This is a genomic window from Streptomyces vastus, assembly GCF_039532825.1.
GTDB lineage: Bacteria > Actinomycetota > Actinomycetes > Streptomycetales > Streptomycetaceae > Streptomyces > Streptomyces vastus.
The window spans coordinates 246,575-272,308 of sequence record NZ_BAAASJ010000125.1 but is presented as its reverse complement, the minus strand read 5'-3'; the positions used below and the strand labels follow the sequence as shown (position 1 = coordinate 272,308).

Annotated in this window: 23 protein-coding genes; 13 read left to right on the top strand and 10 right to left on the bottom strand. The window is 69.8% G+C overall.

Features of this window, described 5'->3' with window-relative positions; all coding sequences use genetic code 11:
- Positions 1–59: 59 nt before the first annotated feature.
- Positions 60–1,076, bottom strand: coding sequence for a glutathione S-transferase family protein (locus ABD357_RS43600; protein ID WP_344397310.1), 1,017 nt, complete (start codon positions 1,074–1,076; stop codon positions 60–62).
- A gap of 231 nt (positions 1,077–1,307) precedes the next feature.
- On the opposite strand from ABD357_RS43600, the gene ABD357_RS43595 reads away from it, so the two are divergent.
- Positions 1,308–2,186 carry a cation diffusion facilitator family transporter gene (locus tag ABD357_RS43595; RefSeq protein WP_344397636.1) on the top strand — a complete coding sequence of 293 codons (879 nt, stop codon included), beginning with the start codon at positions 1,308–1,310 and terminating at the stop codon, positions 2,184–2,186.
- 385 nt (positions 2,187–2,571) lie between these two features.
- A complete protein-coding gene (locus tag ABD357_RS43590; protein ID WP_344397308.1) occupies positions 2,572–3,762 on the top strand; it encodes an IS110 family RNA-guided transposase in 1,191 nt (396 codons plus the stop codon).
- 8 nt (positions 3,763–3,770) lie between these two features.
- Here the strand turns inward: ABD357_RS43590 and ABD357_RS43585 are convergent, their stop codons facing one another.
- Positions 3,771–4,220: a nitroreductase family deazaflavin-dependent oxidoreductase gene (locus ABD357_RS43585; RefSeq protein ID WP_344397306.1), complete on the bottom strand. Its 450-nt coding sequence runs from the start codon at positions 4,218–4,220 to the stop codon at positions 3,771–3,773.
- 86 nt (positions 4,221–4,306) lie between these two features.
- Entirely contained in the window at positions 4,307–5,767 is a 1,461-nt protein-coding gene (locus ABD357_RS43580) for an aldehyde dehydrogenase family protein (RefSeq protein WP_344397304.1), read from the bottom strand.
- 194 nt (positions 5,768–5,961) lie between these two features.
- On the opposite strand from ABD357_RS43580, the gene ABD357_RS43575 reads away from it, so the two are divergent.
- Positions 5,962–6,468 (top strand): flavoprotein, encoded by a 507-nt coding sequence (locus tag ABD357_RS43575; RefSeq protein WP_344397302.1) that lies wholly within the window; start codon positions 5,962–5,964, stop codon positions 6,466–6,468.
- Here ABD357_RS43575 and ABD357_RS43570 read toward each other — a convergent pair.
- Positions 6,453–7,286 (bottom strand): endo alpha-1,4 polygalactosaminidase, encoded by an 834-nt coding sequence (locus ABD357_RS43570; protein WP_344397300.1) that lies wholly within the window; start codon positions 7,284–7,286, stop codon positions 6,453–6,455. The genes ABD357_RS43575 and ABD357_RS43570 overlap by 16 nt on opposite strands.
- Positions 7,287–7,479: 193 nt before the next feature.
- Between ABD357_RS43570 and ABD357_RS43565 the strand changes: the two genes are divergently transcribed.
- Together ABD357_RS43565 and ABD357_RS43560 are read left to right on the top strand one after the other, a co-directional pair.
- Positions 7,480–8,496: an NAD(P)-dependent oxidoreductase gene (locus ABD357_RS43565; protein WP_344397298.1), complete on the top strand. Its 1,017-nt coding sequence runs from the start codon at positions 7,480–7,482 to the stop codon at positions 8,494–8,496.
- Positions 8,497–8,506: 10 nt separating this feature from the next.
- Positions 8,507–9,154 (top strand): HAD-IA family hydrolase, encoded by a 648-nt coding sequence (locus ABD357_RS43560; protein WP_344397296.1) that lies wholly within the window; start codon positions 8,507–8,509, stop codon positions 9,152–9,154.
- Between the two features lie 495 nt (positions 9,155–9,649).
- Here ABD357_RS43560 and ABD357_RS43555 read toward each other — a convergent pair whose 3' ends face one another.
- Positions 9,650–10,483, bottom strand: coding sequence for a phytanoyl-CoA dioxygenase family protein (locus ABD357_RS43555; RefSeq protein WP_344397294.1), 834 nt, complete (start codon positions 10,481–10,483; stop codon positions 9,650–9,652).
- Positions 10,484–10,546: 63 nt separating this feature from the next.
- Between ABD357_RS43555 and ABD357_RS43550 the strand changes: the two genes are divergently transcribed.
- Both ABD357_RS43550 and ABD357_RS43545 read left to right on the top strand, forming a co-directional pair.
- Positions 10,547–11,497: a helix-turn-helix domain-containing protein gene (locus ABD357_RS43550; protein ID WP_344397292.1), complete on the top strand. Its 951-nt coding sequence runs from the start codon at positions 10,547–10,549 to the stop codon at positions 11,495–11,497.
- A 265-nt stretch (positions 11,498–11,762) separates the two neighbouring features.
- Positions 11,763–13,628 (top strand): ricin-type beta-trefoil lectin domain protein, encoded by a 1,866-nt coding sequence (locus ABD357_RS43545; protein WP_344397290.1) that lies wholly within the window; start codon positions 11,763–11,765, stop codon positions 13,626–13,628.
- Positions 13,629–13,652: 24 nt separating this feature from the next.
- On the opposite strand, the gene ABD357_RS43540 is transcribed toward ABD357_RS43545, so the two are convergent.
- The 4 genes from ABD357_RS43540 to sigJ form a co-directional block, all read right to left on the bottom strand.
- Positions 13,653–16,058, bottom strand: coding sequence for a SpoIIE family protein phosphatase (locus ABD357_RS43540; RefSeq protein WP_344397288.1), 2,406 nt, complete (start codon positions 16,056–16,058; stop codon positions 13,653–13,655).
- Between the two features lie 204 nt (positions 16,059–16,262).
- Positions 16,263–16,607: a hypothetical protein gene (locus ABD357_RS43535; RefSeq protein WP_344397286.1), complete on the bottom strand. Its 345-nt coding sequence runs from the start codon at positions 16,605–16,607 to the stop codon at positions 16,263–16,265.
- Between the two features lie 41 nt (positions 16,608–16,648).
- Positions 16,649–18,349 carry a cytochrome bc1 complex cytochrome b subunit gene (gene qcrB / locus ABD357_RS43530; RefSeq protein ID WP_344397284.1) on the bottom strand — a complete coding sequence of 567 codons (1,701 nt, stop codon included), beginning with the start codon at positions 18,347–18,349 and terminating at the stop codon, positions 16,649–16,651.
- Positions 18,346–19,308 (bottom strand): RNA polymerase sigma factor SigJ, encoded by a 963-nt coding sequence (gene sigJ / locus ABD357_RS43525; protein WP_344397282.1) that lies wholly within the window; start codon positions 19,306–19,308, stop codon positions 18,346–18,348. Before sigJ ends, qcrB begins: the two co-directional genes overlap by 4 nt.
- A 200-nt stretch (positions 19,309–19,508) precedes the next feature.
- On the opposite strand from sigJ, the gene ABD357_RS43520 reads away from it, so the two are divergent.
- The 3 genes from ABD357_RS43520 (at position 19,509) to ABD357_RS43510 (ending at position 22,140) form a co-directional block, all read left to right on the top strand.
- Positions 19,509–19,754, top strand: a complete 246-nt coding sequence (locus tag ABD357_RS43520) for a hypothetical protein (RefSeq protein ID WP_344397280.1) — start codon at positions 19,509–19,511, stop codon at positions 19,752–19,754.
- 3 nt (positions 19,755–19,757) lie between these two features.
- Positions 19,758–20,138, top strand: a complete 381-nt coding sequence (locus tag ABD357_RS43515; RefSeq protein WP_344397278.1) for a toxin Doc — start codon at positions 19,758–19,760, stop codon at positions 20,136–20,138.
- Between the two features lie 349 nt (positions 20,139–20,487).
- The gene (locus ABD357_RS43510; protein WP_344397276.1) at positions 20,488–22,140 is read left to right on the top strand and encodes an RICIN domain-containing protein; all 1,653 of its coding nucleotides are present in this window, start codon (positions 20,488–20,490) and stop codon (positions 22,138–22,140) included.
- 45 nt (positions 22,141–22,185) lie between these two features.
- Here ABD357_RS43510 and ABD357_RS43505 read toward each other — a convergent pair whose 3' ends face one another.
- Complete coding sequence (locus ABD357_RS43505) at positions 22,186–22,770, bottom strand: hypothetical protein (RefSeq protein WP_344397274.1); 585 nt, start codon at positions 22,768–22,770, stop codon at positions 22,186–22,188.
- Positions 22,771–23,104: 334 nt separating this feature from the next.
- Here ABD357_RS43505 and ABD357_RS43500 point away from each other — a divergent pair, with 334 nt between their 5' ends.
- The 3 genes from ABD357_RS43500 (at position 23,105) to ABD357_RS43490 (ending at position 25,693) form a co-directional block, all read left to right on the top strand.
- Entirely contained in the window at positions 23,105–23,542 is a 438-nt protein-coding gene (locus ABD357_RS43500) for a protease inhibitor (RefSeq protein WP_344397272.1), read from the top strand.
- A gap of 412 nt (positions 23,543–23,954) precedes the next feature.
- Positions 23,955–24,809, top strand: a complete 855-nt coding sequence (locus ABD357_RS43495) for an ABC transporter permease (RefSeq protein ID WP_344397634.1) — start codon at positions 23,955–23,957, stop codon at positions 24,807–24,809.
- A complete protein-coding gene (locus ABD357_RS43490; RefSeq protein ID WP_344397270.1) occupies positions 24,806–25,693 on the top strand; it encodes a carbohydrate ABC transporter permease in 888 nt (295 codons plus the stop codon). Before ABD357_RS43495 ends, ABD357_RS43490 begins: the two co-directional genes overlap by 4 nt.
- The last annotated feature ends 41 nt before the right edge of the window (positions 25,694–25,734 follow it).

The following is a 25,734-nucleotide window of genomic DNA, read 5'->3' as shown; positions in this document are numbered from 1 at the left end:
CTCCTTATGTCCTTATGCCTTTGTCTATTTGTCGTTGTCGGTGTTCCTGTACGCGCGGGTCAGGGCCGCCCCGCTGCCGGGACCCGCTCACCCTCGGGCACCGGCCCCGGCGGCGTCCCGTCGCCGAACGGGCGGCCACCGAGCTCCTCACGGCGGTGCGGCGTCAGCCAGCCGGACAGGTCGGGGCCCAGCGGCACGATGCGGGTCGGGTTGATGCCCGTGTGGACCTTGTAGTAGTGGCGCTTGATGTGGTCGAAGTCGACGGTGTCGCCGAAGCCGGGCGTCTGGTAGAGATCGCGGACGTACGCCCACAGCACCTCATCCTCCGTCAACTTCCAGCGGTTGCACTTGAAGTGGCCGTGGCAGACGGCGTCGAACCGGACCAGCGTGGTGAACAGCCGGATGTCCGCCTCCGTGATCGTGTCGCCGACCAGATAGCGCCGGTCGGCGAGCCGTGCCGACAGCAGCTCCAGTCGCCGGAAGAGCCGTTCACAGGCCGTCTCGTACTCCTCCTGGCAGGTGGCGAAGCCGGCCCGGTACACCCCGTTGTTGACGTCCTCGTACACCTCCTCCATGATCTCGTCGATCTCGTCGCGCAGCCGGGCCGGATAGAGGTCCGGCGCCCCGTCCCGGTGCAGGGCCGTCCACTCGGTGGCCAGGTCCAGGGTGATCTGCTGGTAATCGTTGGTGACCAGGCGGCCACTGGGTACGTCCACGATCGCGGGGACGCTGACGCCGCCCGGGTAGTCCGTCTCGCGTGCGTCGTACGCCTCGCTGAGGAAGCGGATGCCGAGTACGGGGTCGCGGCCGTCCGGGTCCAGCGTGAAGCGCCAGCTGCGGTCGTCCTGGATGGGGTCGGCGATGGCCAGCGGCAGGGCGTCCTCCAGACCCAGCAGCCGCCGCGAGATCACCGCGCGGCTCGCCCAGGGGCAGGCCCGGCTGGCGACCAGCCGGTACCGTCCGGCCTCGACCGGCCAGCCGTCCCGGCCGTCCGCCGTGATGCGGTCCGTGAAGTGGCTCTTGGACCGCTTGAACGACTTCCTGCCGTACTCGGTGTTGCCGTCTGTGTCGCTCATGGCTCCCGTCTCCTGATCCTGCCCGTCCTGCCTGTCCTGCCCGTTCTGTTCTGTCCGTTCTGTCTGAGGGGCGCCCGGACCCGCCCTGGTGACAGGAGTTCCCCGATTTCGCCGCTCACCTCGTGTGAGTGCGCGCGACTGGGGCAATCGGCCGAAGTGAGCCGTAAGCCCTTGACCGTGTCGGACCGCAGAACCCGTGTCACCGTGCTGGTGGCGCTGGCTGCGAATGTCATGATCGCCGTGGCCAAGACGGTCGGCGGCCTGATCGCGGGCTCACCCGCGCTGCTCTCGGAGGCGGCGCACTCCGTGGCCGACAGCGTGAACGAGGTGTTCCTCCTCGCTGCCCTGCGCCGCAGCCGGCGTCCCGCCGACAGCCGCCATCCCTTCGGCTACGGCAAGGAACGCTTCTTCTGGTCGCTTCTGGCAGCCGTCGGCATCTTCGTGATGGGCGGCTGCTTCTCCTTCTTCCAGGCTTTCGAGGCGCTGCGCGGGAGAGCGGCGGAGTCGTACGACGGCTATGTGGCGGGGCTCGTCGTCCTCGGGGTCGCCCTCGTCTCCGAGGGGATCTCCCTGTTGCGGGCCCTGCACCAGGTGCGCATCCAGGGCGGTGTCGCCGGGGCCCGTGATCCGGCGCTGCGGACGGTCGTCGCCGAGGACGGGACCGCCGTGCTCGGCGTGACCCTCGCGATCGCCGGAATGGCGCTCCACATGGCCACCGGCCAGGTCGTCTGGGAAGCACTGGCCTCGTGCGCCATCGGGGCGCTGCTCGTGTACGTGGCGTACCGCCTGGGCCGCGACGCCCGCGACCAGCTGATCGGCCGGGCCGCGGACCCCGAGCAGAGCCGCCGTATCCGTTACCTGCTTCAGGCGCAGCCGGAGATCGACTCCGTGGAGTCCCTGCTGACGATGAAGCTGGGCCTGGACTCGACTCTGGTGGCCGCCCGGATCGACCTGACTCCCGGTCTGGACAGCGAAGAGGTCGAGCTGGTCGCCGAACGCATCAAGCGCACCGTGTCCTACGCGATCCCGGAAGCCGACCAGATCTTCCTCGACATCACGGACGCACTGACCGCGAAACGAACCGCCCGCCGCCAGCCACACGGCAGCTGACCTGCGGGGTTGCCCCCGCCCAGACAGGGGGCGACCCCGCCGCGACGGGGGAGCGCGGCGGGGCCTGAGACTCGTCTGCCCGGCGCACGCCGCTTCATGCCTACCGGATTCGGAGGAACCGGCCGGGCCTGCCGAGCACCGTGGCTACGGGATCAGTGGTCCCTACCTTGTTGATCGGGATGAGCGAGCCATTCGTAGGGTTGGCTCACCCAGGGGTGTCGGGTGTGGCTTTCAGTGGTCTGCCGTCCGTGGCTTCCTACGATTCGCCGCCCGACACCCCCCGACGACTCGGCTGCTGATTAGGAATTGCGATCCGATCGCTGAGTAGGGACTCGCCAGCGAGGTCGTCTGTGGTGCAGGTAAGCAAGCGACCCGTGGAGAGCGCGTGACAGCGATCTGGGCCGGCATCGATGCCGGCAGGACCCATCACCACTGCGTGGTGATCGACGACACCGGCAAGCGGCTGCTGTCGCGGCGAGTGGCCAACGACGAGACGGAGTTGCTGAAGCTCCTGGCCGACGTCCTCGCCCTGGGCGATGAGGTCACCTGGGGCATCGACCTGGCCGACGGCGGCGCCGCCCTGATGATCGATCTGCTGCTCAACCACGGACAGCACACGCTTTACATCCCCGGCCGAGCCGTCAGCCGCGCCTCCGAGGGCTACCGGGGCGAAGGCAAGACCGACGCCAAGGATGCCGCGATCATCGCCGACCAGGCCCGGATCCGCCGGGACCTGCAGCCCTTGCGGCCCGGTGACGAACTGGTCGCCGAGATCAAGGTCCACACCGGCCATCGCCGCGACCTCGCCGACGACCGCACCCGCGTGATCAACCGGCTCCACAATCACCTCACCAGCATCTTTCCCGCTCTGGACCGGGCTCTGGACCTCACGAATACCGGCCCGCTGATCCTGCTGACCGGCTACCAGACCCCAGCCGCCATCCGCAGGACCGGGGCTCGGAGGCTGGAGACCTGGCTGCGCAACCGCAAGGTCCGCGGTGCTGCCCAACTCGCCGAGAAGGCCCTGGCGGCCGCCGAGAGCCAGCACACCAGCGTGACCGGGGAGAAGCCGACGGCCCAGCTCGTGCACACGCTCGCCAAGGAGGTGATGCGCCTCAACGAGCAGATCGCCGAGACCGACAAGCTCATCGAGGCCCGGTTTCGCGAGCACAAACACGCCGAGGTGATCGCGAGCATGCCCGGCATCGGCCCCCTGCTCGGCGCCGAGTTCCTCGCCGCCACCGGCGGCGACATGACGGCCTTCGACAGCCCGGACCGCCTCGCCGGGTTCGCCGGCGTTGCCCCGGCTCCACGCGACTCGGGCAAGATCAGCGGCAATCTGCACCGACCCAGACGTTACAGTCGGCGACTCCAGCGCGTCTTCTATACCTCCGCGCTGATCAGCATCCGCTGCTGTGACGAATCCCGCCGCTTCTACGACCGCAAACGCGCCGAAGGCAAGCGGCACACCCAGGCCGTCCTCGCCCTCGCCCGACGCCGGGTCAACGTCCTGTGGGCCCTGTTGCGCGACGGACGGTGCTACGAATCCATACCCCCCGTCACGAACGCCGCTTGACAAAGAGATTAGGAATCGTCGACCGGTTCCAGGACGAAGACCGGGATCTCGCGGTCGGTCTTCTTCTGGTAGTCGGCGTAGGGCGGGTATGCCGCGACGGCGCGTTCCCACCACAACGCCTTTTCCTCGCCGGTCACCTCGCGGGCCCGCATGTCCTTGCGGACCGTGCCGTCCTGGAGTTCCACGCGGGGGTCTGCCTTGACGTTGTAGTACCAGACCGGGTGCTTGGGGGCACCGCCCAGGGAGGCGACGGCGGCATACGTGCCCTCGTGCTCCACGCGCATGAGGGGCGTCTTGCGTATCTTGCCGCTCTTGGCGCCTCGGGTGGTCAGCAGGATCACGGGCATTCCCGTGTCCATCAACGTCATCCCCTGCGTCCCGCCCGAACTCTCGATCAACTCCACCTGCTCGCGTACCCACCCGGTGGGGCTGGGCTCGTACTCACCCTCAAGAGGCATGCCATCGTTCCCATCGTCGTATGTGTGGTGAACCACCGCAGTGGCGCACTCACCGCCTTCCCCACAGCACCCGGCGAAACGACGGCTCAGAAGGGGTAGTGCGCGTGCTGCGTCGCCAGTGTCACCCAGCGGGTGTTGCTGAACGCCTCGATGCCCCAGCGCCCGCCGAACCGGCCGTATCCGCTGGCCTTGAAGCCGCCGAAGGGAGCGTTCGGCTCATCGGCCACGGACTGGTCGTTGACGTGCACGATGCCGGTACGGATCCGGCGGGCGACCTTCAGCCCGTGGGTGCCGTTCTCGGTGATGATGCCGCAGGTCAGCCCGTGCTCGGTGGCGTTGGCGAAGTCGACCGCCTCGTCGTCCGTGGCGAACGTGCTGATCACGGCGACCGGGCCGAAGGCCTCGCCGTGGTACAGCTCGGCGTTCTCCGGCAGGTCGGTGAGCACGGTCGCCGGGTGTACGGCACCCTCGGGAGCCATACCGCCGGTCAGTACGGTGGCGCCCTTGGCGACGGCGTCCTCGACCAGCGCCGCGACCCGGCGGGCGGCGTCCGGGGTGACCAGCGGGCCGACCACCGTGTGATCGTTGGCCGGGTCGCCGGCCGCGAGCGACTCGGTCTTCGTGACGAACTTGGCCGTGAACTCTTCGGCGAGGCTCTCGTGGACCAGGAGCCGGTCGGCCGACATGCAGATCTGGCCGGAGTTCATGAACACGGAGAAGACGGCGGCGTCGACCGCGTAGTCGACGTCGGCGTCCGCCAGCACGATCACGGAGTTCTTGCCGCCGAGCTCGAGGAGCGCGGGCTTGAGGTGCTGGGCCGCGTGGACGCCGATGATGCGGCCGACCCCGGTGGATCCGGTGAAGTTCACGGACCGCACGCGCGCGTCGGCGATCAACGCCTCGGCGACCGTGGCCGCGTCCTCGGGGGCGTTGGTGATCACATTGAGCACGCCGTCGGGCAGACCAGCGTCCCGCAGGATGTCCGCGACGAAGAGACCGCAGGCCAGCGGCGCGTCTTCGCTCGGCTTCAGCACCACGGTGTTGCCCGCGGCGAGCGGCGCCGCGACAGCACGAACGCCAAGGATGACCGGCGCGTTCCACGGCGAGAACGCCGCCACGACACCGACGGGCTCCCGGACCGCGAGGCCGAGCGCGCCCTCCGTCTGGGCGCTGAGGACCTCGCCGCGCGGGGCGGTCACCGCGGCGGCGGCCTCGCGGAACATGTTCGCGGCGAGGCCGACATTGAACATGGCCCAGGGCCGGGTCCCGCCCACCTCGCCCGCCATCGTCCGCACGGCGTCCTCGACGCGCGACTCCAGCAGATCGGCCGCGTCGAGAAGGATCTTGCGCCGGACCACCGGGCTGGTCGCGGCCCAGTCGGCGAACGCGGCATCCGCGGCGTCCACGGCCCGCGTGACATCCTCGACGCCGGCCGCGGCGACCGTGGCGTACACCTCGGAGCTGTACGGATTCACGTCCTCAGCGGTGCGGCCGGAGGCGGCGGGCACGTCCTTGCCGCCGATCAGCAGGTCACGATGCAGGGTCATGGGGCTCTTCCCGTCGTGCGAGGCAAGACGACCATGCCACGTCTGGGCTCAGCCGCTTGTCCGCCTGGTGAACACTTCTTCGTTGAATGTTGGATTGAGTCTGCAACGTGACACGGTCTCCGTCAATCAGTGATGTTGATCAGACGTTGATCAGCCGAGCGCCGGATCCCCGGTCCGTTGAGTACGGTTTCCAGGTGACCGAACAGGCCCGGAAACCCTTCCTCTACGTCATCGTCTGCGCTGCCCAAGTCGCCGAGGACGTCGGCGAGTTGATCAGCCTGGTGCAGGAGCAGGGCTGGGACGTCGGAGTCATCGCGACGCCGCCGGCAATCGGCTTCTTCGACACCGCGTCGGTCCAGGAGCAGACCGGCCGGATCATCCGGTCCGCCTGGCGGTCGCCGGGCGACCCGCGCCCCTTTCCGGACCCGGACGCCGTCCTCGTGGCGCCCGCGACGTTCAACACCATCAACAAATGGGCCGCGGGCATAGCCGACACCCTCGCCCTCGGCACCCTCTGCGAGGCATACGGCCTCGGCGTGCCGATCGCGGTACTGCCCAGCGTGGGCGAGGCGCTGACCGCCCACCCCGCATACCAGGAGAGCCTCACGAGGCTGCGCGGGATGGGCGTCCGGTTCGGTGAGCAGGGCGACGGGTTCCGTTGGGAGCAGGGTCTGGAGCTGCTGACTCACTCGCGGACGTAACCTGCGTCGCCCGGCGTCGACACCTGCACATCCCGGCGCACGATGCTCAGCCGGTCACCGAAGCCCGAACGCGCCTTCTCCAGGCCGCTGTCGGTGTACTCGATCACCACGACCCGGTCGTCGAAGGCCTCCGCGTACGCACCGCACTCGTCGTACGCACCGCACTCCTCCGCCACCGCGAAGTCCAGTCCCGTACGGGACTTGAAGCCTGCCAGCTCCACGGCGTTCTTCTGCGCGACGGCCAGACCACGGGCGTGGGCGTGCGCCGAGAGCAGCTTGACGAAGGACATGGCGTCGTCGGCGGTCAGCAGGCCGCGGGAACGGGTGTAGCTGTCGTAGTTGTCCGGCTCGACGGCGTCGTACCCCTTGGCCGCGCAGTCGTCGACCCACTGGTTGATCCGGGCGGCGATACGCTCCCGTTTCGCCGGCGTGCCGATGTCGAGCAGTGCCTCGTCCCAGTCGCCGTCCATCACGACCTTGCCCGCCCTGTCGTGCAGCAGCAGGTCGGCGGGCCAGTCGTCCCGTGCGTCCGGCTGGGCCTGGAAGGCGTTGACGTAACAGATGTTGTAGAGGCTCGGAGCCGGCTTCTCCGCGCGATCGCGGGCGACGACACGGACGCCGGCCGGCGGGGGATAGGCGCCGCCGATCTGGTAGTCGAAGCCGGCGTTCCGGGGCGGCAGTCGAACGGCCCCGGGCTTCGGCGGCGCGGCACTGCCGTCTTCGTTCTCGCCGTTCTCGCCGTTCTCGCCGGCCCCGGACGTACAGGCGGCCAGCGCCACGAGAGCGGCCAGGGCAACGGCAACGCGCTTGACGGGCATGCCCGTTCGGTCCATCGGGAGTCCTGCGAACCTCGGCACGTCAGGATCAAAGCCGGGGGCTGACGCCCACGTCAAGTTCGCACGGCAGCGGTCCACCGCGGGCCCGGTTACCGTTTCCTGAGGTCGACGCCTCCCCCCACTCTCGGCTCCGCTCGAGTGGAGGGACCCCATCGAACGGACGCCAAGGAGAGCCGTGAGCACCCCGGACAAGCCGCTTGTGATCCTGCGTGCCGCCCCGCACCCCATCGACCGTATCTTCACGCCGGACGCGCTGACGCGGCTGCACGACCGCTTCACCGTCATCGAACCGGATTCCGAAGCAGCCCTCGACCAGGCCCTGCCCGACGCCTTCGCCGTCGTCGGGCAGCCCAAGCTGCCGGCCGAACGGCTCGCCCGGGCAGGGAAGTTGAAGGCCGTGCTCAACGTCGAGGGCAACTTCTATCCGCACGTCGACTACGACTCCTGTTTCGAGCGTGGCATCCACCTCCTCAACTGCGGCCCCGCGTACGCCCAGGCCGTCGCCGAATACGCACTCGGTCTCGCCCTGGACCTGGCGCGCGGCATCAGCCGCGAGGACCGGGCCTTCCGCGCCGGACGGGAGCGGTATGTGTCCGAGGGCAACGCCGATGCCGTACTGCTGCGGGGCTCCGACATCGGCCTGATCGGCTTCGGCCAACTCGGCCGTGCCCTCCACCCGCTGCTGGCGGCCTTCCGCCCCACGCTCCGGGTGTACGACCCCTGGCTGCCGCCCGCCGTCCTGCGCGAGCAGGGCCTCGTGCCCGCCACGCTGGACGAGACCCTGAGCCGCAGCCGGTTCGTGTTCGTGCTGGCCACCGTCACCGACGAGAGCCGCCATCTGCTCGGCGAGCGCGAACTGGACCTGCTGCCGGACGATGCCCGGCTCGTGCTCGTCAGCCGGGCGCCCGTCGTCGACTTCCCGGCGCTGCTCGCGCGGGTCGCCGTAGGCCGGCTGCTGGCGGGCATCGACGTCTGGCCCGAGGAACCCGTCGCCGCCGACGACCCCGCTCGCGGCCTGGAAGGACTGGTGCTCTCGGGTCACCGCGCGGGCGGCATCCCGGAGGCGTTCTGGACCATCGGCGACATGGTGGTCGACGATCTGACCCTGATCGCGCGTGGCCTGCCGCCCGCCCGTATGCAGGTCGCCGCGCGCGAACTCGTCGGCCGCTACCGCAACCGTCCCGTCAGCTGAAGGACCCCGCATGAAGATCCCCTGCCAAGGCCTCCTCTTCGACAACGACGGCGTCCTGGTCGACTCCGACGCGGGCGTCGACCAGGCATGGAGCCGGTGGGCCCGGGAGCGCGGACTGCCGGCCGAGGAGGTCACCGCGATGGTGCACGGGCGGCGCTCCGCCGACACCGTCGCGCTGCTCGTCGACGATCCGGCCGAGAGGGCCGCAGCGCTCGCCGAGATCGACCGCTTGGAGATCGAGGCTGCCGCCCTCACGACCGCGCTGCCCGGCGCGCTCGACCTCCTCACGGCTCTGCCGCAAGGGAGTTGGGCCGTCGTCACCTCCGGCGTCACCGCCCTCGCGCGGGCCCGCCTCGCCGCTGCGGGTCTGCCGGTGCCGCCGGTGCTCATCACCGCGGACGACGTCACCCACGGCAAACCGGCCCCGGACGGCTATCGTGCGGCGGCCGAGAAGCTCGGGGTCGACCCCGCGGGCGCCGTCGTCTTCGAGGACAGCGTCGCGGGTGCGAGGGCGGGGGCTGCGGCGGGGGCGTGCGTCATTGGCGTCGGCCCGCGGGGCCTGGACACCGACGCCTCCGTCGTCGTGGCCGACCTGCGGGGGCTGACCTGGCAGGACGGCGTCCTGGGCCTCGCCGAGGCTCGCCTACTGCGTTACTGACGCCCACCGGTGTGGGGGAGGGTTTCTTTTCCCCAGCCCCGCCCCTTCCCGAAACTGGGGGCTGCGCCCCCAGGCCCCCCGCCAAGGGGGTGGGGGTGACACTGCGTGTCGCGGCTGCGGGTGCGTTGTGGCTGGTCGCGCCCCGCGGCGGAGCCGCTAATGTCACAGCCCCGCGCCCCTAAAAAACCAAAGCCTGCGACTCCCGGCGCCCCGAGCGCCCGCGCCCCTAAACGCGCTCATCCCGGGAAGCCCGTACCCCCGACTACCCGCAGCTCTCCCACCGGCGGGAGGGGACGTGGGGCGGTGCGTCGTATGCCCGTCGCTCAGGTTCTGTCTCAGGTCACCCCGCACCGTGTACCGACACCGGGCCGTATGCCCGGCCTGCGACGGGCTGACGCACCGGCCCACGGCCCCGCACCCACCACCCACCCACCCAAGGGGCGCGGGGCTGTGACACCAACCCGCAGATTAGAAACCGCCCTCCCAGCGGAGCGCCTAGTGGGGCCCCGCCGGAGTGAACTCCGTCCCGCACGGCCCCGCGCCCTCACTCTCCCGCAGCGGCACGGGATCCCCGTTCATCGTCAGCGTGCGGTAGTGGCTCCCGATGCGTTCGGCCGACCGCCCCACGTAGTGGGCGATGAACGACCGGCGGAACCGGTCAGCGGAGCGATTCGGCTGCGAGCCGTGGACCAGCGTGCCGTTGAAGAACAGAACGTCACCCGGCGACATGTCGACCGGCACGGCGGCGAGCCCGGCCGGCGGCCGTACGTACTCCCGCGCGAACGACAGCCCCTCGTCCGCCTCCTCCGGGCAGAACAGATCCATCTTGTGCGTGCCGGGAACGACCTCCAGGCCGCCGTTCTCCCGGTCGATCACATCGCAGGCGATCCACGCGGCGGCACACGTGCCAGGCTCGACACGGAGATAGAAGTTGTCCTGGTGCAGGGCCTGGCCCCGGGCGCCCGGCGGCTTGAAGTAGAACATGCTCTGCGCGGCCAGCACCTCCTCGCCGAAGAGGTTCTCCAGGACGCCGCGCAGCCGCGGTTCGAGAAGGAAACGCAGCGCCAGGTCGTTGATGCGGTGCGGATGCATCACGCGGGGGTAGCGGTGCAGCGGATCGGCCGGCCCCAGGGTCTCCGACAGGCGCGGCTCGAAGTGACCGGGCACCGGACCAGCGGCGTGCAGGGTCATGAACTCCGAGTTCAGCTCGGCGATCTCGTCCCGGCCGAACAGCCCGCGCAGCACGGTGAAGCCGTCCTCCTCGAACTGGCGGCGGCCGGCCTCGGGCAGGATGGGCTCATGGAAGGCGCCGATGTCCGTGACTGTCATGCGTTCACCTTTCCGGCGGGGGCTCCGTCCACTCCACGCTAGGCGGCCGCGTCGTACGGGAGGATGCCCGTGAACGCTGAGGGATTGCCCGAGCCTGCTGCCCCTGCCCCGCCACCAGGCCTGGTCACCGTCGGCCGCTTCGACGAGCGGCCTGGCTACAGCGTCAACCGCCCGCGTGGCGCGGACAGTTGGCTGTTCACATGGACCACGGGCGGGATGGGACGGCTGAGCCAGGGCGCCGTCGAAACACGGGCGGGCGCGGGGGACCTGGTGGTGCTCGGACCGGACGTTCCGCACCGGTACGCGGTCGCGCCGGGCGCCCGGCACTGGGCGTTCTGGTGGGTGCACTGCCAGGCGAAGCCGTCGTGGGCGGGCTGGCTGCGGCCGTACGCACACGGGGACCGGCTGTACGCCGTGACGGCGGTCCCGGTCGGTGTGCACGAACGCGTGGAGTCGGCTTTCCTGCGGATGCTGGCCGACGCGCGGTGGACGGGTCAGGGTGCACCACCCGGCCGGATCGCCGTGCCGGGCGGCAGCCCCGAGGCCGGTCAGATCGCCGTCGCCCATGGAGCCGCGGCCCGCGAGCTGACCCTCAGCTCCCTGGAGTCGATCGTGCTGCTCACGGCCGCCACCGCGCGCCCGGAGCCGCAGCGCTCCGGCATCGACGCGCGGATCCGCCGGGCCGAGGCGCTGATCGCGGCGGACCCGGGCGCGCCGCACACCGTGGAGTCGCTGGCCGCGGGCGTCTCGCTGTCGCCCTCCCGGTTCGCGCACCTCTTCAGCCAGCAGCTGGGCCAGTCCCCGATGCGGGCCCTGCTCGCCGCGCGGCTGCTGCACGCCGCCCGGCTCCTGGAGGCAACCGATCTGCCGGCGGAACGCGTCGCGGCGGCCTCCGGCTTCAGCAGCCCGTTCCACTTCAACCGCGTCTTCCGGCAGCGCTACGGGACGCCTCCCGGCGCATATCGGGCGGGACTCCGAGCTCGTAGCGGAACCGACGGTTCATTCGATGTCTGATCCGTCGTCTGCCCTTCCTGGACGCCTTCCTGGACGGCAAATCGGCACATACTCAAGGTCACTTCAAGAAGTGAAATTCGAATCACCTTGCGAAGAAGTCTCGTTGACACTTTGCCTTGTCCAACTAATCGGGCAGGAACGGGCATTGAGGGATTTCGCTTGTACCGGGACGGTGTGCTGTGCGAGGGTGCGTTTGGTGGTCTGCGGCAATTCCATACCGACCGGTGTGGACTGATTTCGGTAAATTCCTTGGAGGAAAGTGCACGTGAACGGCGCGACGGACGAGCAACTGCTGGCGCGGCACTGGGCAGCAGTCCACTCGTACGCGCGACTGTGCACCAGCAGTACGCAGTACGCAGGAATGCTCACCACCGCCGCATTCACACGACTGTTCGGGGAATCCGGGCGACGGACGGGAGAGACCGTGGCGTGGCTGCCGCGGCTGCTCGTCACCGTGCGCGCTGTCGCGGCGGAATGGGACGCGGACCACCGGCGCACACAGCTTCACCCCGATCTCCACTCCGGCTCCGAGGACGGGGGCCGCGCCTCGGTACGGCTTCTACCGCCGGAGAACCGGCGCCTGGTGTCCCGCGCATTTCAGGAGTTGTCGGAGTCCGCCCGCTGCATTCTGTGGCACGCGGAAGTCGAGGCGGAGGACCTCGCGATACCGGCCGGACTGCTCGGCCTGACCGCTGCCGACGCTCCCGCGCAGCTGGAGAGGGCACGTGAGCTGTTACGCGCGGGCACCCTCGAGGCGCACAGCGCACTCGCCCCCCGGGAGGAGTGCCGCCGCTACAACCGACTGCTGGAGGCCTCGGTCCGGCGCAGCAACACCCAGACCTGCCGCGATCTGCTGCGGCACATGAACAAGTGCGGGTACTGCCGGTACGCGGCCGACCAGTTGGACCAGTCCGGCGGTCGGCTGCCGGTGCTGCTGGCCGAGGCGGTGCTCGGCTGGGGGGCACGGCCCTATCTCGACTCCCGGCCCGGCCGCCGTGCCCGGTTCGAGGAAGCGCAGGCGGGTCCCGTCGTGGCGGAGGCCCCCACGGGCCCGGTCACGGCGAAGCCGCCCACGGGCCCGATCGTGGAGGAGACGCCGCCCGGCCCGGTCGTGGCGGTGACCTCGGGCGAATCCTGGACCACCACCCCGGCGGACGTCGCCCTCCACCAGGAGGAAGGCGCCCCCGCATACCCCGACGACTTCTCCGCGCACCTCGGCGTTCCTCCCACGGAGCCGCCCTGCCCCCCGGAGCCGAGAAGACGCTCGCGCGGCCGGAGAACCCTCCTCGCCCTGGCCGTACTCGCCGTCACCGCAAGCGTCACCGTGTCGCTCGTCCTGTGGGCCGGCGACGGGGACGACACACAGCCCCCCTCCGACGCCGGAACCGGGACGGCGTCCAAGACACCCGGTTCCAGGGCGCCCGATGCCGGGCCCTCCAGAGCCGGCTCGGGCGGTGCGGACGACTCGCCGTCCGGCACCACGCGCGGCCGGCTGCGCAATGCCGGAAACGATCTGTGCGTCGGCATCGTCGGCGACAAGGCGGTCGAGGACGCGGAGGCCGTACTCACCACCTGCACCTCCTCCGCCCGGCAGCAGTGGTCGTACGAGAGCGACGGCCTGCTCCGCAGCCTCGACGCCCCCGAGCTGTGCCTCGCCTCCTCGGTCCGGCTGGGCAAGTGCGAGGGCCGGACCAAGCAGGACACCAAAAACGTGCGGTACGACCTCACACTCGACGACAGCCTGGTGCCGCTCGCACGTGAGGAACTGGCCCTGACGCCCGCCGCGCCAGAAGGCAAGACGGACCTCGTCCTCAAAACCCGGGACGACAGCGAATCCCAGCGCTGGCAGTTCGACACCTCGGTGGACTCGCTCAAAATGGAGTGGATCAACGCGTACACGGACGGCGACTCGCCGGAGCCGACGCCCAGCGCCCGGCCCACCCCGACCCGCACACCGTCCTCCACGCCGAAGCCCACGCCGTCGGATGCGTCCCCGGCTGGGCCTCCGGCTACCCTCACGCCCGACCCCGGCCGACCGTGCTACGGCTACCACTGCTGGGACGACGGGCACGGCGACGGGTACGGAGGCGGCGGCTGGTCCGAAGGCGGCGGGTTCGGAGGCCGGCGATGACGCGAAAGGCGCCGCCGGAGGATGTCAGTCCTCGTCCAGCGTCAGTTCCGCCCAGATCGTCTTTCCCTCGGGCGTGTGCCGGCTGCCCCACCGCTGGGTGAGCTGGGCGACCAGGAGCAGTCCGCGACCGCCCTCGTCGAAGATCTTGGCGCGCCGCAGATGCGGTGCCGTGTGGCTGGCGTCCGACACCTCGCAGATCAGCGTGCCGGCATCATGGATGAGGCGCAGCCGGATGGGGCGCTCGCCGTACCGGATGGCGTTGGTGACGAGTTCACTCACCACGAGTTCCGTCGTGAACGCCGCCTCGTCCAGGTCCCAGGTGTCCAGTTGCTGGACGACCTGCTTGCGGATCGGGGCGACGAGGGCGGGGTCGGCCGGGATGTCCCAGGTCGCGACCTGGGAGGCCGGAAGTCCGCGCGTGCGGGCGAGAAGCAGGGCCACGTCGTCGGCGACGCCCCTCGGGGGGAGCAGCGACTGGAGGACATGGTGGCAGGTGTCGTCCAGGGAGCTCGACGGGCGGGCCAGCGCCTGGCACAGCATCCGGTGACTGACGTCGATGTCCCGCTCGCGGCTCTCGATCAGACCGTCGGTGTAGAGGGCGAGCACGGTCCCCTCGGCGAGCGTGAGCTCGGTCGACTCGAACGGCAGCCCACCGAGGCCGAGCGGGGGCCCCGGCGGTACGTGGATCTCCCTCGGCGGGCCGTCCGGCGGCAGCATGACCGGAGGCGGATGCCCGGCCCGTGCGAGGGTGCAGCGGCGGCTGACCGGGTCGTACACCGCGTACAGGCAGGTGGCGCCGACCTCACCCGTCGTGCCGTCGCTGCCCGCCTCGGTGGACAGCCTGAGGACCAGGTCGTCGAGGTGGGTCAGCAGCTCGTCGGGAGCCAGGTCGATGTCGGCGAGCGTGCGGACGGCGGTCCGTAGCCGCCCCATCGTGGCCGAGGCCTGGATGCCGTGGCCGACGACGTCCCCGACGACCATGGCGGCCCGCATGCCCGACAGCGGGATCACGTCGAACCAGTCGCCACCGACCCCGGCCCGGGCCGCGGGCAGATAGCGGGAGGCCGCTTCCATGGCGGCCGTGCGCGGCAGCGTCCGGGGCAGCAGGCTGCGCTGCAGGGCGAGCGCGGTCGCGCGTTCGCGGGAATAGCGGCGGGCGTTGTCGATGCAGACGGCCGCCCTGGCCGTGACCTCCTCGGCCAGCAGGACGTCGTCGGGCGTGAAGGGCTCGGTCCGCCGGAACCGGGTGAAGACCACGACGCCGAGGGGAGCGCCGCGGGCCTGCATCGGGACCGACATCGTCGAGTGGATGCCGTACTCCTTGACGCGCTCGAAGCGCGGCCGGTCCCAGGCGAGCCATTCCGACAGCGTGGACGCTAGGTCCGAAGCCACGATGGGCCGGCCCGCCAGCAGGGAGTCGGCCTGCGGCGACGATGCCGGGTAGACATCGACCTGGCCCGGCTTGACCACCGCCTCCGGGTTGCCCGGGTTCACCGACCGGTGCGCGGCACGGCGCAGGTTGACGGGGGTGGACAGCCGTCCGGGATCGCCGCCCTGGTCATCCGGATCCATCAGGTCGACGCTGACGAAGTCGGCGAGCGCGGGCACGCACACGTCGGCCAGCTCCTGGGCCGTGCGTCTGACGTCGAGGGTGGAGCCGATGCGGATACTCGCCTCGTTGACGAGTTGGAGACGTTCACGGGCCAGGTACTGCTCGGTGAAGTCGTGCGCGGTCAGACAGACGCCGCACACCCTGCCCTCGGAGTCCATGAGCGGCGCGATCCGCGCCAGCCAGGCGTGCGGCTCCCGGACGTCGCCCACCTGCATGTACGTCTGCACATCCTCGGGCTGCCCGGACAACAGCACCCGGATCAGATGCCGCTCGAGGTCCTCGCTCTGCGGCTTGCCGGCGATCTCGGGGAGCCGGAGCCCGCGGATCCGCTCCTCCGGGAGGCCCATCGTGTCGGCCATCGCCTCGTTGAACCGGCGCAGCCGCAGCCGCTCGTCGTAGATCGCCGTGGCACAGGGGAACTGTTCCAGGAGCGCGGTCGTCAGGGGATGGCCGTCGGGCAGCGGGTCCGTACCGCCGAGGGGTGCCACGAGGAGCCAGTCGCTGCGGTCGCCGCGCTCGGGCCGTCGCCGGTGCGCGAGCACCCACACGTCCCGGGGGCTCCCGTCCTGATGGCGCAGCGCGAGTTCCCCGCTCCAGCGGTTGCTCGTCGGCTCGGGGCGCCCGGCCTCGGCGCCCGGGGCCAGCAGATCCGCGCCGGGCCGGCCGAGGACATCGGCCGGGGCATGGCCGAGCAGGCGCCGGGCACCCTCGTTCCACTCGACGATGATCCCGTCCCCGTCGAGGACGGCGCGTGCCGTGGCGGTCTCGTCGAAGGGGTAGTCCGGACCGTCGGGGGGTGTGTCGTCGTGGCTCCTCATCGTCGCCACACTCCATAGCGGACACTGACAGTGATCAGATGCGTCACTTGGGTCCCAGCCTAGTCCGTGCCGGTGGTCCGCACACCGCCTGGGGCACCCCGGCACCGACCGCCGCCCCTGGGCCCGTCCGTCACCGGGAGGGTTTCCGGCCGATGTGACGTGACGGACAGCAGAGGCCTGCCGGAGTCTTGACGGTCCAGAGTGTCAGACCGTCAAAGCCTTTTTGACCGCGAACAGTTGTGAGCCTTTCTGATCCCATGATGAAGGGAAAGGCACGTCATGACGGTGACGTGCAGGTCGGTACTGATCGCAGGCACGGCGACTGCGGTGGTCCTCGCCGAAGCCACCGACGTACAGACCGCACCCGGGCCCCGCGCCGCCGTCGGAGAGCGGCGTTCCATTCCGCTCCGTGACGGCCGGCGCTTCGCGCTCGTCAACCCGTCCGGCGTCACCGACCCCACCGGCGCCTACGCCCGGGCTTCCGCGTCCGACAACGCCGACGGCGATCACCTTCGACGCGATACGCGGCAGCCGGATCCGGCTCACCATGACGAGCCGCCATCCGTGCGAGGCCCAGGGAGCCCAGCGGATCAGCCGCCTGGAGGTCCCGCCTCGCTGACCGCGCGGGCTTCCCGGTGCTCCTCGACCACCTCGGCCCCCTCCTCCGGATGAGCCTCGCGGTACTCCTCGGCCGTCGGCTTCGCCACCTGGGAACCGTCGCCGTACAGACCGCGGGACAGGAGAGCCCGCAGCCGCCCCTTCGAGCCGTTCGGGTTCGGCACGCCGTTCGCGTCGTGTGCCGGGCCCGTCTCGAGCGGCCGGGGCTGCTCGTGCTGGGTCAGCGTGTGCAACTCGGCGGGGGAGAGCGGCTGGTGCACCTCGACGAACTCGCCGTGCGGCAGGCGCTTGATGACGCCGGTCTCACGACCGTGCAACACCAGGTCGCGGTCCCGGCGTTGCAGCCCCAGACAGATGCGCCGGGTCGCGATGAAGACCAGGACGGGGACGACGAACAGCGCGATCCGGGCCGCCCAGGTGACCGTGTTGATCGACAGATGGAAACGGGTGGCCACGATGTCGTTGCCGCCGGCCCCGAGCAGGATCAGGTAGACGCTGATCCAGGCCGTGCCGATGGAGGTACGGACCGGCCGGTTGCGCGGGCGGTCCAGCAGATGGTGCTCGCGTTTGTCGCCGGTGATCCAGGATTCCAGGAACGGATAGACACCGATGAAGACGAGGAGGAGGGGGAAGACGACGATCGGGATCAGCACGCCGAGGACCAGCGTATGGCCCGCCATATTGATCTCCCAGCCCGGCATGATGCGCACCAGACCCTCCGCGAAGCCCAGATACCAGTCCGGCTGGGCTCCCGTGGACACCTGGTCGGCGCGGTAAGGCCCGTACGCCCAGACGGGGTTGATCGTCGCGATGGCCGCGATCAGCGTGATCACCCCGAACACCAGGAAGAAGAACCCGCCCGCCTTCGCCATGTACACGGGCATGAACGGCGCCCCCACGACGTTCCGTTCGGTTTTTCCGGGCCCCGGGAACTGGGTGTGCTTGTGGTAGAAGACCAGGATCAGATGGGCCACCACCAGAGCCGCCATGATGCCCGGGACCACCAGGATGTGCAGGGAGTAAAGGCGGGCGACGATGTCGTCTCCGGGGAACTCGCCGCCGAACAGGAAGAACGACAGATACGTCCCGATGACCGGCACGGACAGGATCGCGCCGTCCAGAAACCGCAGCCCGGTCCCGGACAGCAGATCGTCCGGCAGCGAGTAGCCGAAGAGCCCCTCGAACAGGCCGAGGAACAGCAGCGTCCAGCCGAACAGCCAGTTGATCTCACGGGGTTTGCGGAACGAGCCCGTGAAGAAGTGCCGCATCATGTGCATCAGCATCCCGGCGACAAAGATCAGCGCGGCCCAGTGATGGATCTGCCGGATCAGCAGTCCGCCCCGTACGTCGAAGCTGATGTCCAGCGTCGAGGCGTACGCCTCCGACATCCGCACACCCTTCAGCGGGACGTAACTGCCGTGGTACGTCACCTCGTTCATCGACGGATGGAAGAACAGCGTCAGATAGACGCCCGTGAGGATCAGAACGACGAAGCTCCACAGACAGATCTCCCCGAGCAGGAACGACCAGTGGTCCGGGAACACCTTGCGCAGATACTTCCTGCCGAGGCCGTGGATGCCCAGACGGCCGTCGACCCAGTCGGCCACACGCTGCCCCGAGGACGCCTCGTCGGCTGCGGACCGGCGCGAGGGTGCCTTCTCGTACGTGGTCATACGGCGTCGTCCTTGCGTACGTGCGTGAGCTTGTCGGGGTTGGAGACGATGTAGACGCCGCTGACCCGGTCGCCCTCCGGTGTGAGGTCCATGACCATCACGGCGAACGGAGACGTGCCGTCGAAGACCACCACGGAGTCGTCACCGTTGACGCGCCGGTATGTGATGTCCAGTCCCGCCCCGCCCCGCCCCGCCTGCGCCGTGAGGAGCCGCACGGCCTTGTCCCTGCCCCGCACCGGCCTGAGCGCCGCGCGCCTCTTGCCGCCGCCGTCCGACCACACCGTGACGTCCGGCGCGAGGATCTCCATCAGCGCACCGATGTCACCGCCGAGCGCGGCCTGCACGAACCGCTCGGTCGCCTCCCTGCGCACCCGCGGATGCGCCTCGTACAGCGGGCGCCGGGCGTGCACATGCTGCCGGGCCCGGTGCGCGAGCTGGCGCACGGCGGCGGGACTGCGGTCCAGGACGCCGGCGATCTCGGTGTGGGCGTAGCCGAACACCTCGCCCAGGACGAACACCGCGCGCTCCAGCGGGGACAGCGACTCCAGCACCACCAGCATCGCCAGCGACACGGACTCGGCGCGCAGTGCGGGGTCGGCTGCGTCCGGGGGCGGCTCGTCCGTGGCCTGGGTGACGAGCGGCTCGGGCAGCCAAGGACCGACGTACGTCTCGCGTCGCCGGCTGATCACGGCCCGCCGCTTCAGCGCGTGGTTCACCGCGATGCGGACGAGATACGCGCGCGGGTTGCCGATCTCCTTGTGCGGCGACCGGCTGCGGCTGCCGGACCAGGACAGCCAGGTCTCCTGCAGTACGTCCTCGGTGTCGGCGACACTGCCGAGCATGTTGTAGACGATCGCGAACAGCAGCTCGCGATGGTCCATGAACAGACGGGTCGCCGTGTTCAGGGCCTCGTCGGGCCGCGCCTGCGTTGCCGGATGCGGTGCCGGACTTCTGGACATGCCTGTGCCTCCCGTAGCGCGCCTCACTACTGCGAGGGCCAGGGGGGCCCGGAGTGTGACATCCGGCGGGGGAGAGTGACGTACGTCTCAGCTCGTACGAGCCGGGGAGTGCCGTCGCCCACACCTGCTCGGTACCGCTCTGCGTAGCATTTGACCTGGGGCTATTTACGAGTAAGTACCTGCGCGGTACCGTGAGGGACATGCCAGCTCTCAACGTGGAATTCAGCGAGCGCGAGCTCGAGGATCTGCGGCAGATCGCCAAGGAGCGCGGTACGTCGATGAAGGCCCTGGTGCGCGAGGCGGCGGCGGCCGACATCGTGCGGCACCGCGCGTTGCAGGAGGGTGCGGACGTGTTCCGCCGGTTCTTCGCGGCGCACGCCGATGAGTTCGCCGCTGCTTTTCCCGACGACGAACCACCCGGTACGGGCGAGGGGCGGGCCGCCTGAGTCATGGCCGCCCCAGTCATTCATATCGACGTGCCGTGGCTTCTCCAGCGCCACGAAGAGGTCCTGCCCGACCAGCCCACGGTGAACGACTTCTCCGCCCTCGTGGCAGCCGTGGCCCGGCACCGCGTGGACCCGCCGCGGCTCGGCGTGGACTCGGACCCGGCCTGGCGCGCCGCCGCGCTGCTGCACACCCTGGCCATGCTCAAGCCGCTGCCGTCCGCCAACGCCCGCTTCGCCTGCGCGACGGCGGTCTCGTACATGTTCGTCAGCGGCGTCGGCATCGACCCGCCCTACGGTGCCCTTGTCGACCTCGCGCGCGACCTGATGTCCGGCAAGGCGGACGTCTTCGGCGCGGCCGACCGGCTGCGTTCCTGGCAGATCTGAAGTTGCACCTGATTTTCAAAAGCCTGTGCGGGCGGGGCGAGTTGGCCGGGGCGAGCCTGACTTTCCTTCAGAGGTCGGATGTTGCGCAAGTAGCGCGAGTGGCTTGTTGGCTGTGAGGGATTTGTGCAAGGCTGAACTTCCTCGTACATGGTTAATGGCCGGGTCTGATTCGATGCTCGAGTTTTAGTTCTGCCGGTTTTGCTCAAAAGGCGGTCGGCCGACGGCTCGACCGGGCTACGCTCCGGCCACTTTCCATGCACCAAGCCAGAAAGGTATGCACCAACAGGAGCACCTTTTCGGCGGTCAGAACTTCTGTGTGCCACCTTGTGCCTTGGAAGGACCCCGCTCAGTGCACACCCCCCACCCCCCTCGTCCCACATATCCCCCGCGCCCCGGCCTCGCCGTCGTTCCCACCCCCGGGGGTGCCACCGCTCCCGGGGAGTCGGACGAGAGCCTCGCCGCTCTCCTGCGGGCGCAGCCGGAGGGCGAACTCGCTCAGTCCGTCGCGCTGTTGATGGCGCGGCACTGGCAGCCGGCGTACGACTACGCGGTCATCTGCCTGGCCACCTCGGCGAGCGTCGCCTCCATGGTCACCGCGGCCGCCTTTCAGCAGGCCCTCGACCGCCTCAAACGCGCCGAGTCCGCCGCCGCGCTGCGCCCCCACCTGCTGGTGACCGTGCGGGACACGGTCCGGGCCTGGTCCGCCGCGGACCGCATATCCGGCGTTCTGCCGGAACTCCGGAAACCCGCCGGAGGCCGTGGTATGCGCGCCACGAAGTCGATGACGCCGGAAAATCGCAAGCTTGCCGAACGTTCTTTCCAGGCCCTCCCGGGACTCGCCCAGTGCGTGCTGTGGCACACCGAGGTCGAGGCAGAGCACATATCCGTACCAGCTGGTCTGTTGGGTATGGATCCCGACACCGCATCGGCCGCTCTGGACCAGGCACGGGAGCAATTCCGCCAGGGCTGCGTACGTGCCCACCGAGAACTCGCGCCGAACAAGGATTGCCGCTACTACAACCGTCTCCTGGACGTCCCGATTCGGCGCGGCGGCACCTTGCTCCCCGATGTCCAGCAGCATCTGCTGGAGTGCCGCTTCTGCCGTTACGCGGCCGAGCAGCTCAGCCATTTCGAGAGCGGTCAGGGCGGTCTTGGTGTGCTGCTCGCCGAATCGGTGCTCGGCTGGGGCGCCCGCCGCTATCTCGACTCCCGTCCGGGACGGGGCCAGTCCGGAACGCGGCCGAGCCGTTCCGGCAGCAGACGGCAGGGCGGCGGCCGTCATCGCGGGCGCGTGCTGCCCCAGTTCCCCAGCGGGGGCCGAAGGGCCGCTCAGGGCCCGGGGAACTCCAAGGCCCTGCTCACCGGGGCGGGCGTGCTCTCCGGGGCGCTGCTGGCGACCGTACTGATCACCACCTTGTGGCCGCAGGACGACGGCGGTGACACCTCCGCCTCCGGCACTCCAGGACCCGGGCAGAGCGCCACTCCCGGTCCCCAGGCGCCGCCCGCAGGGTCGACGTCCCCGCCGCCGGCAGTGCCCACGCCTCCCGTGCAGACCCGGCTGCGCAATGTCGCCGTGGATCTCTGCCTGGACATCAAGGGGGGCAAGGCGCAGTCCGGTGCCTCGCTCAAGCTGTCGGCGTGCTCCTCCGCCGGGACCCAGGAGTGGTCCTACGAGGAGGACGGGCTGCTGCGCAGCGTCGCGAACCCCGACCTGTGCGTGGACTCCCAGGTGGATGCCGGCGTGGTCGTCCTCGGCAGCTGCGCCTCCGCGGGCTCCAAGCGGGGCGACGACGTCCGCTACGACCTCACGGTCCAGGGGGAGTTGCTGCCGCGCTGGCAGGAGGACCTCGCGGTCGCCCCCGCCGCCAAGGACCCGGACTCGGACGTGGTCGTCAAGATCCGCGACAGGACGGACGCGCAGCGCTGGCGCACGGACGGCAGCGCGTCCTCGCCGAGCCCGGAGTCCTTGTCGGTGGCGGAACCGGTGAGCGACCCGGACTGAGGGCTCCGCCCGGCCGGGCGCCTCTGGTCGCCCGGCCAACTCGGTTCAGTTCTCGGTCTGTTCGTCGGTCTGCGTGTCCTCCGGCTCGGCTTCGCCGTCCTCGGTGCTCTCGGCGTCCGGTCCCTGTGCCCGGACTCGCCGGACGTGTTCCAGGGAGTCCCTCAGTTCTGTGAGCCAGTCGTCCGCGTGGCGTTCGACGAGGCGTACGCACCAGGCGAGTGCGTCGCTGCGGCTTCGGGCGACCCCGGCGGCGATCAGGGTGTCCAGAACCTGCCGCTGGGGCTGCCGCAGCCGGGTCATGACGGGGGCGGCGACATGGGTGAACAGGGCGCGCTCGCCCCCGCACTCCACGCCCCACGAGACCTTCTTGCGGAAGCGGTGCTCGGCCTCGCGGGCCACCGCGACCCGGTCGTCGCGAGTGCGCTCCCGGAACTCCTGGATACGGGACTTGACGGCCGCCCCCTTCTCGGCGTCCGAGGAGCCCTCGGCGAGCCGGGGCTCGGCTATGCGGCCGATGACGGTGATCTCCTCGCGGTCGACCGTCACCTCACTGAGGCTCTCGAAAAGATCGTCGGGCAGCCGTCCGACGAACCAGCCGCGCAGTTTCTCGTGCTGCTCCGTTGTAATCATGTAATGAGCCTTACTCCGCCGCACAGTGAAGGCAAGAGTTCCGCTTCTGCCGGAAGCGGAATGTTTCTGGCCTATTGCTGAGCGGTGCGAATCCGGCCAGAGCGCGTCTTCCGCGCCGCGGCACCCGCTCAGTTACAGGCTCGGCGCGCCCAAGTTCCGTCACTTCACGCCACTGATTCAACACACAACGTTACTGAAACGCATGGGGCGGACGTGTGTTTCCGCCGCGGACTCGGCAGACTCGCGCTCGCCGGTCCGGCACACAGGAACCGGCACCCGAATGTTCCGGAACGCAAACGATCCGGAACGCCACCCAAGCGGAAGGATGCACACAATGCCGAACACCGCGCGCTGGGCAGCGACCCTCACCCTGACGGCCACCGCCGTCTGCGGCCCCCTCGCCGGAGCCGCCCACGCCGCCCCCGAGCCCGCCCCGTCCACCCTCTACGCCCCCTCGGCCCTCGTGCTCACCGTGGGCCGGGGTGAGAGCGCGATCACTGCCGCCCCGGACCGCGCGGTCACCCTGACCTGCGCGCCCGCCGCATCGGGCACGCACCCGGATGCTGCCCGCGCCTGCGCCGAGCTGCGCGCGTCCGGCGGGGACTTCGACACCCTGGCGGGCAGGGGCGAGGGCATGTGCACCCGCGAGTACCGACCCGTGGTCGTCACTGTCGACGGCGTCTGGCAGGGCCGCCGCGTCTCCTACGAGCGCACCTTCGCGAACGAGTGCGTGAAGAACAGCTCCCAGGGGAGAGCCGTCTTCGCGTTCTGAGAGACCGGGATCGCGTGCCGCCCGCGAACCTCGACCGGGGCTCGTAGCTGGGGAGTGCGGCCCTGTCGCGGACGTCACACGATCTCACCCGGGGGTCGGCAGGGACGGAGTGGGGCCGTCCTGCCGGCCCCCGGCATCCACGGCCTAAAAACGTTTTCAGGGATCAACGCAGGTCGGAGCGCAAGCCGTTCCAAGTCCCAACAGTCAGCTGTGTCGGAAGTGTTGACCCCGCGTTGGAAACGTTTTAATTTCTCCGCACCCCGACAGCCAGAGGTGAGGAGGCTCCGTGGCCGCGGTGTTGCGGGAGCGCACGGGCAAGGAGACGGTGAGCCCTTCTCGCCGTCGTCCGCCTGATGCGCGTACGAAGCGAAAAGGCTTACACGCCCGCAGAAGCCGGACCTTGTTCCTGCTGATGCTGCCCGGGCTCGTGTACTTCCTTGTCTTCCACTACGGCGCGCTGGTGGGCAACGTCATCGCGTTCAAGGACTACGTGCCGTTCGACGGCATCTGGGGCAGTCCCTGGGTCGGCCTGGAGAACTTCCAGCGGATGTTCCAGGACAACGCGTTCTGGGACGCTGTCCTCAACACCCTCTGGATCGCGGTCCTGCAGATCGCCTTCTACTTCCCCGTCCCGCTCGCGCTCGCCCTGCTCCTGCACACCCTCACCTGGAGCACGGTCCGCCGTTTCGTGCAGTCCGTGGCGTATCTGCCGCACTTCATCTCATGGGTGATCGTCGTCGCCCTGTTCCAGCAAGTCCTCGGCGACACCGGCCTGGTGAACAGCTACCTCGGCGACGCCGGTCTGAGCACCGTCGACATCATCGGCAACCCGGACGCCTTCAAGCCGCTCACCGTCGCCCAGGTCATCTGGAAGGACGCCGGCTGGGGCACGATCATCTTCCTCGCCGCGCTCTCCCAGGTCGACGAGCAGCAGTACGAGGCCGCCGCCATCGACGGCGCCGGACCCTGGCGGCGTTTCTGGCACGTCACGCTGCCCGCGATCCGCCCGGTGATCGTCCTGCTGCTCATCATGCGGCTCGGCGACATCCTCTCCGTCGGCTTCGAGCAGATGCTGCTGCAGCGCGACGCGGTCGGCCCCGAAGCGGCCGAGATCATCGACACCTTCGTCTACTACCAGGGCATCGTCGGCGGTGACTACGGATTCGCCGCGGCGGCGGGCCTGTTCAAGGGCGTCATCGGAGCCCTCCTCGTCTACGCGGCCAACAAGGTCGCCCACCGCCTCGGCGAACAGGGGGTCTACAAGTGAGCGCCCACGTCCGGCCCGGCTGGATGGAGAAGCCGAAGCCGCTCACCCAGGCCGCCAAGACGGTGGCCCTCGCAGCCGTCGTCCTGCTGGTCTGCGTGCCCTTCCTGGTCATCGTCTCGACCTCGCTGGCCTCGCAGCGCGAGGTGGTCGAGGGCGGCGGCTGGGTGCTGTGGCCGCAGGAGCCGACACTCAAGGCCTACCAGGACATCCTCGACGGCGGCATCGTCACCCACGCCCTCGGCGTGAGCGCGGGAGTGACCGTCGTCGGCACCCTGCTCAGCCTCGCCTGCACGGTGACCCTCGCCTACGCCCTGTCCCGCCCCGGCGTCTTCGGCGGCAAACCCGTTCTGCTGCTGGTGCTGTTCACCTTCCTCTTCCCGCCGGGCATGATCCCCAGCTTCCTGGTGGTCAAGGAGCTCGGCCTGCTCGACTCGTACTCCTCACTGGTGCTGCCGGTGCTGGTGAACGTCTTCAACCTGGTCGTCCTGCGCGGCTTCTTCCAGGGCATCCCCGAGGAGCTGTACGAGGCCGCACGCCTCGACGGGGCGGGGGACTGGCGCGTGCTGTGGTCGGTCGTGCTTCCGCTGTCGAAGGCGGCACTCGCGGTCGTCGGCCTGTTCTACGCGGTGGCGTACTGGAACTCCTGGTTCTACGCCTCCCTCTACCTGGAGAGCGACCACTGGCCGCTCCAACAGGTGCTGCGTACCTATGTGGTGGCCGGTACGGACCTCACCGACACCGCCACGAGCGAGGGCACCGTCAACGCCCCGCAGACCGTGCAGATGGCGGTGCTGGTGATCGCCACCGTGCCGATTCTGCTCGTCTACCCCTTCCTGCAGAAGTACTTCACCAAGGGCGTGCTCACAGGCGCCATCAAAAGCTAACCACCGCTGGAAGTGCAGTCATGAGGCTGCGGGCCGGTGGG